This window comes from Brucella sp. H1_1004 (genome assembly GCF_047308065.1).
GTDB classification, from domain to species: Bacteria; Pseudomonadota; Alphaproteobacteria; order Rhizobiales; family Rhizobiaceae; genus Brucella; species Brucella pseudogrignonensis_B.
In genome coordinates this window covers 469,096-485,000 of record NZ_JAYKZA010000001.1, presented here as the reverse complement: position 1 = coordinate 485,000, position 15,905 = coordinate 469,096, and the positions used below count along the sequence as shown (strand labels likewise).

The window sequence follows — 15,905 nt, the reverse complement described above, 5'->3', positions numbered from 1 at the left end:
TTTCTTTTGCGTCTGTTTCCTTTTTGTTAAATGATGCAGGTGACCACCATCTGCACTCTTCTACTTTTATACATTACGCAGGATAGGTAGGGATAAGTTCCTTACCCAGACGCTTACTCACTTCTCTTCGTCACTGAATGACGCATAAAGCGTATCCAGATTACGCGAAATCCATTCAGCAAAACGTGGACCATTGGCAGCACTGAGTGCCAAAGTTGCCGTTTTACCACTTTGTTTGATAGTTGCATTCACGCTCTTGTCAGCAGAGCGCCATGCTATGCCAGTGCGTGAAGCAGCTTTCGTAATTGGCTTCTTCTGGTTTGTGCCTTTGAGATAGCCATAGAGCTGCTCAAAGCGCATGCTTGATTGTGCTGTCTTAAACGTTTCCGTATTCATCAGCTCGTTTGCAGCATCTGCTTTCCCTGGCATTTCAATCAGCTTACGTAATTCCAACCAGCGATCACGACCAACACCTTTTGCGGGACCAATAGCAACCAGCATGTCTTCTGGAATAGCACGTGGAATTGTCAGCATTTTCGACAGGGTCTGATAATCGATAGAAAGCGCTGCTTGAATAGCTTCGCGGCTATAATGCAGCTCTTCGAGGCGCGCTGCAAATAAGACGCGTTCAATGAAGCTGAGATTTGCACGTGCTGAGTTTTCCTGACCTTGGCTCAGGATATGTTCCAGATTAGCCAGCGGTTTGATAACTGCTTTAACTTTGATACCAAGCTCATGCGCGACCTTGGCACGACGATGACCAAAGACGATCATATAGCGACCGTTGGTCTCTGGGTGAGGGCGCACGAGAATAGGACTATCCTGTCCACGCTCACGAACGGCCTCTAAGAGCTCTTTATATTCTTGATCATCCGTTTCAGGAAGACGATCTGCCACGAAAGACACATCGAGAAGAGCAGGATCCAGATCGACAATTGCTTCACCATCAAGCTTATGGGATGCCTGTTTGGCGAGTTCATCGATCGATGCTGACAATGATTTTGCGGCACCAAAACGGCGCGTAACATTTTCGACCGGCGCAGCAGCGGCTCCATCTGCTTCTTCCGTCTTCATGACGCTCTGAAAAATGTTTTTCCGTGCCATTCTCTTATCCTTAAATCAGCGATAGCACTGATTTCATTTCATATTTCTCGTATTAGACTGCCGTCTAACGGCCCCAGGCCCGATGAATAAGGCCGCGAATTTCAGTATTGACGCCTTCCAGGGCTTCCATGGCGCGATCATAGGTTCCACGGTTCATGGAAGAGCGCTCAACTTCATAGAGCGACTGCTTCGTCAGGCCAGCATCGGATATCGCCGTTGATTTTAGCATGTGATGCTTCAGCATGTGAGAGGCTAACATGCTCTGCATGAAGCCAACCATTTGTGCTTGCGGAACATCCGTCGGTTCATAGCGCGTGATGAGATAGCGGAACCAATCAAGTTGGACCGCACCACCTGCCTGACGCACAGTCTTGAGAATGTCGCCCAGCATCAACAGGAACTGTGACATCGACATAAGATCGAGCATCTGAGGGTGAACGGTGATGAGGACCGATGTGGCTGCCGAAAGGGCGGTCAAAGTCAGATAACCGAGTTGCGGTGGGCAATCGATAACCACAACGTCGTATTCTGCATCAACCTCTTCAAGAGCTAATGCAATACGGTTCCAGAAGGTTTTACCCTCTCCACCGTTTTGCATTGCTAGAGGTGTGTCATATTCATATTCCTGAAGCTCGAGCATAGCAGGGATAACATCAAGACCCGGAAAGTTGGTTTTACGAATAACTTCCCGGATTGATTTGCGCTGCTCGTCATAACGAACGGCTTCATAGAGCGAAGGAAACTCATCAAGCTCAGGCTGAATGCCATGTAGCGCTGAAAGCGAAGCTTGTGGATCGAGATCAATGGCGAGTACGCGATGGCCGGTAAGAGCCAGATGCTGAGCCAGATGCGCTGCTGTCGTTGTCTTGCCGGAGCCGCCCTTAAAGTTCACAACACCAATGACCTGCAATTTATCATTGCCACGACGGTGTGGAACATAACGCTTTACTTCGGCGCGACCGTTTTGATCGAGCCATTGACGCAGTTCCTGCAGTTGTTCGATCGTGTAGGCGCGCCGTCCACCAGAAAGGATGATCGGTTCTACGCCCTTACCTTCCAGATGGAGCTTCTTGAGATTGCTCGGAGATACGCCTAGAAAATACGCAGCTTCAGCCATAGAAAACTGGCGCAGGTTTTTGCGCGCATCTGGCGGAAAGTTTTCATGGCGCAGCAAATTGAGCTTGCGCGAGATTTCGCGACCTTGCGTCAATATCATGTCGTCAAACGACATTTGCTCTGCCTGATTTGCGGTATTCATAGAATTAGCATCCCTAATGACGGCACTGGAACTAATGCCGTCTAAATACCGTCATTATGTCCGATTCTTATTTTGCTGCAAGAGGTCTAACTTAACAAATGGTTAGCGTATCTGCCTTAAGGGCTTTGTCTTGTTTTTACAACGAATTGAAAAAAGCCTATCTAATTGAATTCAAAGAGAATTAATCATAATAGACGGCAGTCTACATCTTTAGAGACGAAAAATAGGAGATTCGGTTCGCTTTTCAAGCGCCGTTTCTGGGAGCGACAACATTAGTTGTGGGGGAATCGGGAGGGCTCATTCAGCTCCAAGTGGGTATCTATTCTTTATCAGCTGCGAAGCTGAATCTATTGTTCCGCGGGTATGGTGAGTTTCATCCTGAATGATAGATTTTTAATTCGTGGTGACGGATGGTTTCTGTTTATTGTATTCTTTTCAAGACTAGCGCATCATGCGATGCTTGGAGCGTATATTCGAAGTGAGCCTTCAAAAAGGTGCGGTGTGTATTGGGCGGGTTCATTGCGCATAGGAATTGTAAAATGCGATATTCGTTTGAGTTTTTAACCGCCGCATTTTTGAGCTTTGCGAAACAAGATCAGCCTGAGATCGAGTGGTGGTCGCTATCTCCAGGCTTTTCCGCGTGAATGTCGTCCTTATATGGTGTAAGCATGCACATCTTTCACCTAAACACCTTATTCAAGAAGTGCAGAAGGCTTGATTAGTCTCTCTTTGCAACTGCACGAAGAGGGGGTATCTCTTCGGTGCTTAAACCAAAGTAGCGGTTAAATAGATTAACTTTTGTTTTATTATATCTTTTCAATTGTTTGACTGTGGCCTGATTTCTTCAGTCTGTCGTAAGCGGGCGCGGGTAAGCGGAGTGGATGTGGTGGCAGTGCCATCTTACTGGGCAATTGCATGGATTATCGCAGTCTATCATAATCCGGTCTGTGACAGAAGATTGCTTCCAATTGCATTTTGAAGAACGCGTGGATGACCGCGATCGACATTGATAGTCGGGATGAAGCCCCGACAAAAGCAGGGCAGGTGGTCCTATTCTCAAAGCCCTACCGCCGTAAGTAAGCAGGGTCAGGCTTCTGCAATGATGAAGCCTGCGAGTTCCTGGGTCACTGGTCGTTCAGCGGGCACGCCAAGCCGATCGCCGATATAATGCCAGAAGGACAGGCCAAGCCTTTTGCAAGTCTTCATAAGGCCGAGCATTGTGTCGCGGGCGGCACGGCCGTCCCGACTCATAGTGCCACCGGAGATTTTGCGCTTTGTGACGCAACTGCGCAGATCAATCTCGGACGCATTGGTGTGCAACGGGATTTCCGGGCGTTCAAGAACTTTGAGCAATTCGTGCTTACGGCGCAGTAAATGCACCAGAAGCTTATCCAGATCTGCATAGCCCGTGCGGATGGAAAATATCCGATCGAACCTGACTTCAAGAACCTGAGCTGCACGAGCGCTGGGACTTCGGGCAAAGTCTTTCAAAAGCTTGTAAAAGAGCCAGATGAGTTTGCGCAGAGTTTCGACATGCCTCACCTGCAGGAGCGTTGCTGGCATTAGCTTTTGCAACAAGCATTCAGCATTGACCCAGCACAGCGCATGGTCTCCCACCCGGAACTGACCAGCATCATCATAGACAATAACGGCATTGCCCAACAAACTATGATGGCGAATAGAACCCCAGATACCGGATTCCGCGATTATCCGAACTAAATCCTTATCGAAGATGTCGATACCCTTATGGGCCAAGTGCTCAAGAAACGGCACCTGATTGGGAAAGTGCTGTGGGTTGCGGGTTCGCAGTCTGGCGATAATCGTCGGATCGACGCCATGCCGCGACTTTAGATAATCGCAAGCGGCATCGTTGAGCACATAAACCAACCCCCATCAACCGGAGAAATGAACTCGGTAATTTGATGCTAAATCAATACTGGAAACCACAAGCTCAAAAAACTTGGCAATGCCCTGAACAATATTCTTGAATAGGATCATCGCTTTATAAAGCGGATCGTCAAACATATGTTGGGCTTTAAAGCTTTTCATTCAGCCTCAGCGATGAGTGTTGGCCTCGAAGTTGTGTCTATGATCCGAAAGTATCAGTTCGCAAATGACAATCGTTCTTCATTTGAGGTCTCTGCGGAGCTTTTAGCATAATTGCATCCAGAAACAAGACTGCATTCAAAATACCGAATAATTAGTTATTTAAAATCTCATCATCAATAAAGCAAAAAGTACTTATAATTGAATATTAATTTCAGATAATTTTTATTAGAAAAATAAATTTAAATAAAAATACATTTTTCATAAAATACATATGAGTTTGACATTCAATAAATTTTATGAACATTTTTAGATAACACTATAAATTCCTCAACGAGGTTGTAATGAATATTTACTTTAAGTATTTTTTTTATATTACCAGTATAGCTTCTATAATAAGCTATGCATCTGATAAAGCTTCCTCTGGAACTGTTACGTGGAGTGGTCCTACGACGAATGGGGTTTGGGGAAATGCTGCGAGTTGGACTCCTAATGGCTTGCCAGGCGCTACGGATGATGTTGTTTTGAATGACAGTGGTGTGGTCCAATTTAATGTATCTAATGCTACGATTAACAATCTGACCCTTACTGGATCTAACAGTACCCCAGCTGCTATTACGTTTACGCAGTCGAATGCCGCTTTAACAGTGAATGGTGCGGTGAATCTGGGAGGCGGTTACTCTAGTGTGATAGATATGCGTCCAGATGTCTCGAACATTTCGCTCACAGTTAATGGTGATATGAAAATAGGGACGCTTTCATTTCCCTCTAGCAATGTTTTTTTGCGGCTCGAACATGCAAGTACTTTAACGATGGGGGCGCAGACTACCGTCACCGTTGGTGACGTTTCTGGTTCTAATGGGGGACTATCCTTTTTTCATTCTGATACGAAGGCGAATATCGAAACATTAGTAATTGGAAATAATGGTGCTACGGGCAATGTGATTGTAAATACCGACGCTACGCTTGAAACCAACGGGATCACGAAAGTCGGTATAGCTGGCACCGGTATTGGTAAGGTTTTGATTTCAGGCAATAGCAATTGGATTGCTCACGACGATATCACGGTAGGTGTTGGGGGAAGCGGTAGTTTACAAATTGCGGAAGGGGGGATTTTATCGCTAGATGTAGGGAAAATACTCACATTGGCAAAAGACGTCGGCTCGACAGGTAAACTCTTTGTAGGTTGCGATGACAGTTGTAGTTCGGCCGCAGTATCAAATACGAGTTCTGGGAGATTTACCGGTAGCTCTATTGTAATGGGAGATGGAGACGCCAGTATTTACTTTAATCATAATGAAACCAATTACGATTTTTCTTCATCTATAAATGGAAATGGCCTGATAAATAATTTAGCCGGGAATACGACACTTACAGGCGTTAATAGCTCTGTGGGGAGTGTTTCTGTGACTGCTGGCGCGTTGTCACTTGGTCAGACGGGTATGTTTAGTGCTGGAAGCTATACAACGGCGGCGAATGCGACGACGTCAATTGGCGCTGATGCGCAACTCACTGTGAGCGGTGCCTTTACGCAAGGCGCGAGTGCGATCTTGAATACGGCGATTGGTGCAGGGAACCACCCCATCATCACAGCCAATATGGCTGCGCTTGATGGAACACTGAATGTGACTGGCTTTAGTGGCAGCGCTGCGACGAGCGCCAGCGGCCTGACGTCGTCGCAAGTGACCCTCATTGAAACGACCAATGGGATTACCGGCGACTTTGCCTCGGTCAATCTGGGCTCAGGTGGGAGTACGTTAGATTATGTAACTCTTGCTGGAGGCAAGAGTTCTGACAATAAGACGTATACTGTCGGCTTTGGCCTGACTTGGCTTGCCGGGGCTTCTGCAGGCAATGGCGTGTTCACCCTCACCAATCCAACGGATAGCTTTAATGTTGATCTTGCTCTTGCCGATCAAACAGGGACATTCAGCAGTGGCTGGAACGGTCGTGCCCTGACCAAAGAAGGAGAGGGGACGCTGATCCTGTCGGCAGCCAACACCTATACAGGTGATACGATCGTGAATGGTGGCACTTTGCAGGCGGGTATTGCGAATGCCTTTGCACAAAGCAGTGCGGTAACACTTGCGAGCGGAGCAACACTGGATTTAAACGGCTTCGCTCAAACAGCCAAACAGCTTTCGGGCGCGGGCAATGTGACCCTGGGTTCTGGAGCGCTGACAGCGGAGATTGCGACTGCCGCCACCTTAAGCGGCACCATCTCCGGTTCTGGCTCTGTCACGAAGACAGGTGTTGGCGATTGGACGCTATCGGGTAACAACAGCTATAGCGGTGGTACGACGATTTCTGCTGGTCATTTAATCGCAGATAATGGCAACGCGCTTGGCACCAATACGGTCAGCATCACTAATGCAGCTGAGCTTGAACTTCGCTTTGACGCAGATGGGACTTTGGCGAATGTTCTTTCTGGTGATGGTGCGCTGAACAAAACAGGAGCCGGGAATACGACACTTACAGGCGTTAATAGCTCTGTGGGGAGTGTTTCTGTGACTGCTGGCGCGTTGTCACTTGGTCAGACGGGTATGTTTAGTGCTGGAAGCTATACAACGGCGGCGAATGCGACGACGTCAATTGGCGCTGATGCGCAACTCACTGTGAGCGGTGCCTTTACGCAAGACGCGAGTGCGATCTTGAATACGGCGATTGGTGCAGGGAACCACCCCATCATCACAGCCAATATGGCTGCGCTTGATGGAACACTGAATGTGACTGGCTTTAGTGGCAGCGTTGCGACGAGCGCCAGCGGCCTGACGTCGTCGCAAGTGACCCTCATTGAAACGACCAATGGGATTACCGGCGACTTTGCCTCGGTCAATCTGGGCTCAGGTGGGAGTACGTTAGATTATGTAACTCTTGCTGGAGGCAAGAGTTCTGACAATAAGACGTATACTGTCGGCTTTGGCCTGACTTGGCTTGCCGGGGCTTCTGCAGGCAATGGCGTGTTCACCCTCACCAATCCAACGGATAGCTTTAATGTTGATCTTGCTCTTGCCGATCAAACAGGGACATTCAGCAGTGGCTGGAACGGTCGTGCCCTGACCAAAGAAGGAGAGGGGACGCTGATCCTGTCGGCAGCCAACACCTATACAGGTGATACGATCGTGAATGGTGGCACTTTGCAGATTGGTGATGGTGGCACAACTGGCAGCATTACCAGTGATGTGACCAATGATGGCACACTTTCCTTCAACCGCGCGGATCAATTGATCTTCTCCAATGCTATCTCAGGCACTGGCTCTGTCACGCAGGACGGAACAGGCACAACGCTCATGACTGGCGCCAATACTTATACGGGTGCAACCCGCGTAAATGTCGGGACATTGCAGCAAAAGATGCAAGGATCGTTCAGCTCGGCTTCCGCCTATTATGTCGCAGCCAATGCCACACTGGATAGTGGTGGTTATACAACTACGCTTGCGTCGCTCGATAATAGTGGCACAATGAATTTTGGCACCATTCCGGGTGCTGTGATCAATGTAAGCGGTAATTATACTAGCCACAACGGCACAATCATTATGAATGTTGAGTTGAATGGCGATGATTCTAGAAGCGATCTTTTGAGAGTTGGTGGCGATACAGCAGGTACCGGTACTGTGAAGATAATCAATCGCGGAGGGCTGGGTGCGCAGACTAATGAAGGTATCAGGATTATAGAGATTGACGGAAAATCCGGTGGTACCTTCAATCTTGCAGGTGATTACATCACGAAGGATGGTCAGCAGGCTGTGGTTGCCGGTGCCTATGCGTATTCGCTGCATGAAGGAGGGGTAAGCACGCCGTCTGATGGCGACTGGTATCTGCGCAGTGAGCTCAAAGATGGTAAAGGCCCGATCATCAATCCCGGCGTGCCGCTTTACCAAGGGGCGCTTGAAGCTATGCAGGCGCTTAACAAGCTGCCAACTCTGCAACAACGTGTGGGTAATCGTTATTGGGATCGTAGTGCCCATCCGGTGATTAAACAGGGTGCAGATACTATCGGCACATCGCTTGTCTCCTCGCATGAGGCAAGCTCTGTCCGGGATCAGCGCAACATCTGGGGTCGCATTGAAGGTGCGCATAATCGTCTTGAACACAGCGACTCTGACATAAAACAGGATATCAATACCTATCTGATGCAGGTCGGTATTGATGGTCAGTTCTATGAGGGCGAGAATGGGAAGCTGATTGGTGGCTTGACCGGTCAATATGGCAATGCTCGCTCCGGTATTGCTTCCACACAAAGCGATGGTGATGTACGGACACAGGCATGGGGTCTTGGGGGTACGCTGACTTGGTATAGTGATCGTGGCTATTACCTCGATGTTCAGGGGCAGGCCAGTTGGTACCGCAGCGATTTTAATTCGACCACCGTTAATCGGAGCCTTGCCAATGGCCGCAAGAGTTCAGGCTATGCTGTGAGTGCAGAAGCAGGTCAGCGCATTGATCTAAACGACAGATGGTCCCTAACCCCGCAGGCACAGCTGATGTGGTCTTCAATGAGCTTCGGCGGCTTTGAAGATGTGTTTGGCGCAGCTGTTGATCTGGGTAACGGTAACAACCTGACAGGTCGTATTGGTATCTCTGTTGATTACCGTACTGCATGGATTGATACCAGAGGACAGTTCACCCGCACCAGCATTTATGGCATTGCCAATCTCTACCAGGAGATGATGGGACCTATGCGTATAAGCGTTGCAGACAAAACATTCGATAACGCCAATGACAATATTTCGGGTGGGATCGGGGCTGGCGGCACATATGCATGGGCTGATGACAAGTACGCGCTCTATGGTGAAGGTTCCATCAACACCAGCCTCAACAGTTTCGCAAAAAGCTATGCAATCAAAGGGACACTTGGATTCAAAGCAAGGTGGTGAATGAGCTTTAGGTTCCGTCTGCATTCATTTCAACCATATTATAGCGCACGCGAGATGGACGAAGCCAATGAATGCGGTGTTTGTCTTCTCGCATCGTAATGCGATGCGGCGGAATCTCTTGAGTTTGTTGAAGAAGCACTCGACCTGATGGCGCTCCTTGTAAAGACTCCGGTCAACGGGCGGTGTCATTGCACGAGAGGCGGGGGCTTTGATCTGGGCGATTGTGTTGAAATCATCGACAATGAAAGCTCTGAGCTGATCGCCATCATAGGCGGCATCCGCAATGAGGTGGCCGACGCCCTTCAAGCCGGACAGCAGCGCTTTGGCCTGCGGGCAGTCTCCATGATGACCCGGCGTTGGATGGATGCGAACTGGCAGGCCGATAGCATCAACCACAGCATGGAGCTTGGTGGTCAGTCCTCCACGTGAGCGACCGATGCAGGCAGCTTCAGCCCCCCTTTTGCGCCGCAAGCATCGGCATGGACTTTCGATATCGTACTGTCGATCAGCACATATTCAAAGTCTGGTGTGTCAGCCAAAGCATGGAAAAGCTTCTCCCATACACCTGCTTGCGCCCAGCGCCGAAAGCGCGCATGAACCGCTGTCCATTTGCCGAACACCTCCGGCAGATCACGCCAATGCGCTGCATTGCCTGCCACCCATAAAATCGCATCGACAAACATCGATTATCGATCCCGCTGCGCCCCGGAAGATAACGTTCGATCCGGCTCCATTGCTCATCTGTGAGGTTGCGTCTGCTCAAGGCTGTTCTCCTTCAACAACCTTGAATCAGAATTTAAAGAAAAAGGAACCTATGAATGCAGACAAAACCTAAGGGACGACCTTCAGCAAACGAGCCTATGCACCAGCACCTCCCTAGCGCCAGTTGTAGCAGGTTGTTGCAACACTACAGCGCTCGGGGATTTCGGACCTTGTTTAGCTGGTGCGAAACCGCCACCGAATACCATCAAGCACATGCGATCATCAAGGCAGGGGAACGCCACGAGGTTTGCATGGCAACAGCGGCGCAATAATCGACTATTCCCGTTCTGTCAGTTCATAGCGACGACGTGACATCAATAACCTTCAGTTTCGAGGCCTTTGAATCACTAAACCGTTCAAATAGCTAGACTATTTATGAGTGCACTCCTTAGAGTTGCTTCTGTGCAAAAACCCGCCCAACACAATCCTTTCACCAATCGCAATATCGTTCTGAGCATTCATTGATCATTCTAGCTGCAAATATATCAGGTTTTAATCAACGTGGATAAATGTTTATATTCATGCCGATAAACATACAACTATAGTTACATTTATTAAAAGTACTATTTTAAAAGGAATTTACCAAATGCCTCAATATTTTTCAATGGCGCAGAATTTTTCTAGTTCGGTAAGTTTAAATGTTGACCCCCGAACTGGTCAATTTAAACCATCGGTACCATTTGGCGAGATTACGGGAAATTGTGGACTCGGTCCACACATTCCAATTTCGTTGCAGTATAATCCTCAAAACAACGAGAACCATGGCTTTGGTATTGGCTGGAGTTTTGCATTTGCCAGTTTTGATGTTGGAAATAAAGTAGTTAACCATCCTAATGGTAGTAGCTGGGCATTAGGTAGTGGACAGTTGAGCGATGGTACTTATAATATTAAATATGAAAAAATGAAAAATTTTGTATTTAAAAGAAGTAATAATGGTGAATATTCTATTTACAGTATGAGTGGAGATTCAGTAGTATTCGACGCAACTCCTAAGTTCTTTGGTTCGACAAGCCTTTGCTTGCCAAAGCGAATCGTTACGAGCAGCGGGCATAGTGTATCATTAACATTTGACCAAAATGGTCGCCTTACGGCTATTAATGACGGCGATGCAGATAAAACTACGTTAATTTCTATTAGTTATTTAGCACAATCTGCAAATTTAAAATTTTATCCTGGTAAGACATTTGAACAAAATTTTAATTTTACACTTAATTTAGACTATCTAACAATGGTTACGAGCACCTCTGAGGAGCTGGGTAATATTACTTGGACATTTGAAACGGGTCTGAATAAGGATAATCCGCAACGTGTACAATTCGGTAGCCACAATACACTCCTAGCCATTAATTACCCAACGGGTATGCGAGAATCTGTAGTCTACAATATTGGTACATATGGTTTGCGCCTTCCTGGGGGGGCTACATGCCTTCTCTTAAAAAGTCTACTATTGATTATGGTGGTGGACAGCCTCCGCTGATCAAAACATACACGTATGACAAATCATATAATAATTACTTAGGGTACAATAGTGGAATTAATGTATCTAGTTATAATGATGATCCACTTTATAACTCTCTTGATAAAACATACAGCTACACAGTTACTGAAAATACCGTTGATGCTTCTGGTTCAATAAAATTTAGTTATGCTCGTACATACAATAAGTATCATCTATTAGATGAGGAATATTATCGTAATTATGATGATAGTACAGAGCAAATAAAAACTAATAATTATGATCCAGTCATATATAACGGTACGGCGTTTGATTTGCTGCCTGCATGGTACCAAAAGCCACTTTCAACATCAACTAAGACACGAGTAAAGAACGCAGGGAAATGGGACGAGAAAATACTGACTAATACATATGAATACTATGACAAGACGGTGCCGGCCTGGTATGGATTATTAAAATCGGAAACTTATGCAGATAATAAACAAATCGTTCATTTATATTATCTGGCGGACGGCAAGGAAAATGGCTGCCCCAAAGACCCTAACGCGATATCCAACACTGTCAATGGATGGGGGTCTAACTATCAAAAATCTATCGAACTTTTCGATATATCTGAAATAAAGGCCCCAAAATCTATAGCGAAAGTTGAATTCGACTATACGAGCTTACCTTTAGGCAAGCGAGTTGATCAGGATATCGGCAATAAACAAATATTCATGGTCAAAGAAAAGCGATTATACTCGAGAGAAAAATATGTTTCTCAAAAGATATATACATATGTGACAGATGCAAACAATCAGGATTTTACACGTGTAAGTAGTGATACCGACAACATTATAAAGTCTGGTGATCCTTTACTTGGTATTGGCTCTACTTCTTCAACAAATTTTACGTATGTTCATAACGACGATTCAATCGACAATAAAGAAAATATTGCAACAATAAAAACCGAAACGGGTATAGAAAATACAATAGATGTAGAATGGCGCTGCAAATATAGAGGATTATTGTTAAGTAAGAAAGATAAATACAATAATACGCAGGATTTCACATATGGAGTATCAAAAGCTGTAATTAAACAAGAATATAACAAATTAAAATCAAAATATTATACTACAGTTGTAGACAATTATTCAATAAATGAAAATAGTCATTTTATGACTCATTGTTCTTAAGTTTATCTTGGGGACCCTAAAGACAATAACCCTCTTAATGGTCATTTAAATACGTATGATGGGGGATGCCGCAATGTCCAAACGGATATAGCTATAAACAATAATGCGGTTAATCAAAAAAAACTTAATTATAGTACCATAATGCAGAAAATGTATAACTACTGTGGAGATATTGATTACACATTAAAAATTGCTGATTTACCAGGAATAGAAGGCACGAGCGGCGCCAGCCTCAAACAGGAATTTATTTACGACGGGCTTCATTTGAAATCGGGATATAAATTTCCAATAAATGGTTCCGGTCAAATTGTCTCGTCAACATTTAATCCAAATACGATTTCATCGACGGTAAAAAACAATGCGTTTACTAACTATATGACAGAAGAGAACGATATTGTTAATAATATTATTAAAACGACAACGTTTACTGATGATGGCAGTGAAGTACATAGTTTAGTTAAGCAGTTAGATGTGTATGGTACCTTAAAAAGCATCGTTGAAAATATAACTGGTGCTGAAGAAGTGAAAGATACAACGTATCTAAGCGAATTCACAAGTGATTTCCTTGGTAGACCTCAATCATATACTCTCCCTGACGGCACCGTATTGGCTATTGAATATGACACAAGATTTATAAGGCCTCTTGTTACTAAGGTAACATATACTTTGTTAGACGAAAAAAAACTAACATTATTAGAGTGCAGTTATAATGATCGCGGTCTTATTAGTCAAAGAAGTCTAATAGGACGTGATTTAAAATACCCACACTTCTATTCATACGAGTATGATGTCGCATATTCTCGCGTAAAAAAAGAAACGAAGCCCGACCGGAAAACTACTATCAATTACATTTATGATGATAATCTAGGAGGAAGATTAACGACAATACAAACTTCCGATAATATATCGCAAATATTTTCTTATAATAGATTGGGGCAAATTTCTAGTATCACAGAAAAGAGCAATGGTAATAACCAAGTCGTAATAATGAGAAAATTGGATGCATTGGGGCGCGTAGTATCAGAACGATATCAATATTCATCAAACCTATACGCAATAACAGAAAATACTTATATTGGTAGTACGAATTATTTAAGCAGTAAAACCGATGCAAATGGGCTAACAACTTATTATTACTACGATGAATTTATGCGGCTGGTTCGCCTTGAGAACGTTCACATGCGAACAGACTTTTCCTACGATAAATATAGCAGGTTGGAGGTTCAGAAGTCTTGGCCGATCCTGACATGGAATACCGATAACCAAACTGGGCAAATAGACGACAGCAAATGTTATTCTTTAACGAAGGGCTATGATGAAAAAACGGGTTACATAACAAGTCTCATTGAGAAAAGCCCATCTTCAAATCCTACAATCCTGGAAATGACGTATCGCTCCGATGGGCGGCTTACGAAACGTACTTACGGGCCACAGGACCCTAACTCTATACGAACACGCGTCGAAAATTATAAATATGACAATCGTAAGCGCCTAATACAGTATAATTGTGACGGAACCTCGTTTGTAACTGATGAAACTGGAAATAATGTTAAAAAACAGGATTATAAATATGATGATATAAACAATATAAAAGAAATTACAACAACTTATATTGAGAATGGTGTTGACGTAAATAGCACGACAACATTTAATTATACTAATAATAATCCATTTCTGGTCGAATCCATTGTAAAAGATAACGGATCTCCGATTAGTATACTTTATGATTTGGCATACGATAGGGCTTTAAATGATGACCAGGGTCGTAAGTTTACTTATGATACAATGGAGCGTTTGTCATCCGTAAGTGACGCCAATGGATCTACGAGTTTTGTATACGATGGCACTAACAGTCTCCGGCGCCAATTAGAGCAAGATAATAATATACGTTGCTTTTTCTATGACGGTTTTAAAGTTAATGCGGAGTTTACTCTCGATGCCGCGTCGAATAAAAACAATAAAATCAGCCGCATTTACTCTTTAGCCGGTTTTATCGGCCAGACGGACCCTGATGATATTTTCAGATTTATCTTGGTCGATAGCTTTGATACACCTATTTATGGTGAAGAAGGCAGTGATAAATTGTCAACAGCCACGACCCCATTTGGTTCATCTTATAAACCGAGCCTAACGACACCTTCATATCGCGGGGAAGTTTATAATAGTGCGCTAGGAGGCTATTTCTTAGGGCGTGGGTACCGTCTTTATAATCCGCGTATTGCCAGATTTAATATGCCAGACTCTTATGGGCCACACACTGCTGCTGGTGTAAATCCATTTGCTTACGCCCACAACGATCCAGTTAATTATAGTGATCCGACAGGGCATACTCCACAGGGAAGTAATGCTAGCAATAAAAAATTATTGGGTGTGGTTGTTGGAATAGCAGTGGTTGAGTCTGCTTTGATTGTTGGATCTTTTGTACTGGGTCCATTAACGGTTGGAGCCGCTATTCAGGCAAGCGTTTCCCTGGCAATCCTTGGGGGGGCTACATATGAAGGCGTCAAGGCATCTGAGGATTGGAACTCCAATCCGAGTAAAGCGGCTACCGAGTTGACTTTCGCTGCAATGGGCTTTTTTGCTGCTTATTCTGTGGGGTTTAATGCGAAAAATTTTGACGCAGATCACGTCATTCCAAAGCAAGTAGTATCCTCAGGAAGCAAAAAAGCGGATGACTTTGAATTAGCCAAAATTAAAAGCGAAGAATCTCTCGTTCAAAAAATAATCCGTAGAAGTAATAAAATACCCTATTTCCAAATTCCTGAAGATAAGCCCGAATTATTCGCTGGCTTACGAACCGCAACATCTGATGATCTTGTAGAATTCCATGAACATGATATACCAAATGGTGCTTATAAAACAGCTGAAGGCAATGTTTGTCTCCAACAAAGAGATAATATTGATTTGATTACCGGTAGTGAATTTAATCCAGTTACCGAAAATCCGATACTAACTCCAGAAGCAGCGAATGATCTTAACCAAAATTTTAATCTTCCAACAAACAGATCTAGTGATCTGTATGTAAACGCGTCAATGGGAGATGACCGTTCCCGTAACGGAAGTATTACCTCTGGTTATAGCACTCAGCCCGGGGAAAGTGTTTTTGCAAGTTATGATTTGCAACAAATGAGAAGTATTACATATTTAAGCGTACGTTTCTAAAGAAAAATAATACATTATTGTTATAGTAATGTTATTTATAATAAATTTACGATAAATTACTTAAA

At 44.7% G+C, this 15,905-nt stretch carries 8 protein-coding genes and 3 pseudogenes; 6 read left to right on the top strand and 5 right to left on the bottom strand.

Going from position 1 to position 15,905, the window contains the following annotated elements; genetic code table 11:
• Nucleotides 1–117: 117 nt before the first annotated feature.
• The 4 genes from repB to U2P60_RS02330 all read right to left on the bottom strand — a co-directional run bounded on the left by repB (nucleotide 118) and on the right by U2P60_RS02330 (nucleotide 4,411).
• On the bottom strand, nucleotides 118–1,104 hold the full coding sequence (repB, locus tag U2P60_RS02345; protein ID WP_413571080.1) for a plasmid partitioning protein RepB: 987 nt from the start codon (nucleotides 1,102–1,104) through the stop codon (nucleotides 118–120).
• A gap of 64 nt (nucleotides 1,105–1,168) precedes the next feature.
• A complete protein-coding gene (gene repA, locus U2P60_RS02340) occupies nucleotides 1,169–2,362 on the bottom strand; it encodes a plasmid partitioning protein RepA (RefSeq protein ID WP_413571078.1) in 1,194 nt (397 codons plus the stop codon).
• A gap of 1,086 nt (nucleotides 2,363–3,448) precedes the next feature.
• Complete coding sequence (locus tag U2P60_RS02335; RefSeq protein WP_413571077.1) at nucleotides 3,449–4,240, bottom strand: hypothetical protein; 792 nt, start codon at nucleotides 4,238–4,240, stop codon at nucleotides 3,449–3,451.
• A 15-nt stretch (nucleotides 4,241–4,255) separates the two neighbouring features.
• On the bottom strand, nucleotides 4,256–4,411 hold the full coding sequence (locus tag U2P60_RS02330) for a hypothetical protein (protein WP_413572023.1): 156 nt from the start codon (nucleotides 4,409–4,411) through the stop codon (nucleotides 4,256–4,258).
• Here U2P60_RS02330 and U2P60_RS02325 point away from each other — a divergent pair.
• The 3 genes and pseudogenes from U2P60_RS02325 to U2P60_RS02315 all read left to right on the top strand — a co-directional run.
• Nucleotides 4,334–4,522, top strand: a pseudogene (locus tag U2P60_RS02325) (DDE-type integrase/transposase/recombinase); the annotation flags it as partial. The gene U2P60_RS02330 and the pseudogene U2P60_RS02325 sit on opposite strands and share 78 nt — an antisense overlap.
• 230 nt (nucleotides 4,523–4,752) lie before the next feature.
• A pseudogene (locus tag U2P60_RS02320) lies at nucleotides 4,753–5,514 on the top strand (hypothetical protein); the annotation flags it as partial.
• 300 nt (nucleotides 5,515–5,814) lie between these two features.
• Nucleotides 5,815–9,285: an autotransporter outer membrane beta-barrel domain-containing protein gene (locus tag U2P60_RS02315; RefSeq protein WP_413571973.1), complete on the top strand. Its 3,471-nt coding sequence runs from the start codon at nucleotides 5,815–5,817 to the stop codon at nucleotides 9,283–9,285.
• A 24-nt stretch (nucleotides 9,286–9,309) separates the two neighbouring features.
• Here the strand turns inward: U2P60_RS02315 and U2P60_RS02310 are convergent.
• Nucleotides 9,310–10,048, bottom strand: a pseudogene (locus tag U2P60_RS02310) (IS5 family transposase).
• Between the two features lie 585 nt (nucleotides 10,049–10,633).
• Here U2P60_RS02310 and U2P60_RS02305 point away from each other — a divergent pair.
• The 3 genes from U2P60_RS02305 (at nucleotide 10,634) to U2P60_RS02295 (ending at nucleotide 15,840) form a co-directional block, all read left to right on the top strand.
• Nucleotides 10,634–11,524, top strand: coding sequence for a hypothetical protein (locus U2P60_RS02305; protein ID WP_413571075.1), 891 nt, complete (start codon nucleotides 10,634–10,636; stop codon nucleotides 11,522–11,524).
• A complete protein-coding gene (locus U2P60_RS02300) occupies nucleotides 11,470–12,678 on the top strand; it encodes a hypothetical protein (RefSeq protein ID WP_413571074.1) in 1,209 nt (402 codons plus the stop codon). The genes U2P60_RS02305 and U2P60_RS02300 overlap by 55 nt, the downstream gene beginning before the upstream one ends.
• Nucleotides 12,679–12,819: 141 nt before the next feature.
• Nucleotides 12,820–15,840 carry an RHS repeat domain-containing protein gene (locus U2P60_RS02295; protein ID WP_413571073.1) on the top strand — a complete coding sequence of 1,007 codons (3,021 nt, stop codon included), beginning with the start codon at nucleotides 12,820–12,822 and terminating at the stop codon, nucleotides 15,838–15,840.
• Nucleotides 15,841–15,905 lie beyond the last annotated feature (65 nt).

Bases quoted from the DNA above. Each gene is read 5' to 3' on its own strand.
- U2P60_RS02330 (WP_413572023.1), bottom strand. From the start codon at position 4,411: ATGAAAAGCTTTAAAGCCCAACATATGTTTGACGATCCGCTTTATAAA.
- repB (WP_413571080.1), bottom strand. From the start codon at position 1,104: ATGGCACGGAAAAACATTTTTCAGAGCGTCATGAAGACGGAAGAAGCA.
- U2P60_RS02295 (WP_413571073.1), top strand. From the start codon at position 12,820: ATGCAGAAAATGTATAACTACTGTGGAGATATTGATTACACATTAAAA.
- repA (WP_413571078.1), bottom strand. From the start codon at position 2,362: ATGAATACCGCAAATCAGGCAGAGCAAATGTCGTTTGACGACATGATA.
- U2P60_RS02305 (WP_413571075.1), top strand. From the start codon at position 10,634: ATGCCTCAATATTTTTCAATGGCGCAGAATTTTTCTAGTTCGGTAAGT.
- U2P60_RS02300 (WP_413571074.1), top strand. From the start codon at position 11,470: ATGCCTTCTCTTAAAAAGTCTACTATTGATTATGGTGGTGGACAGCCT.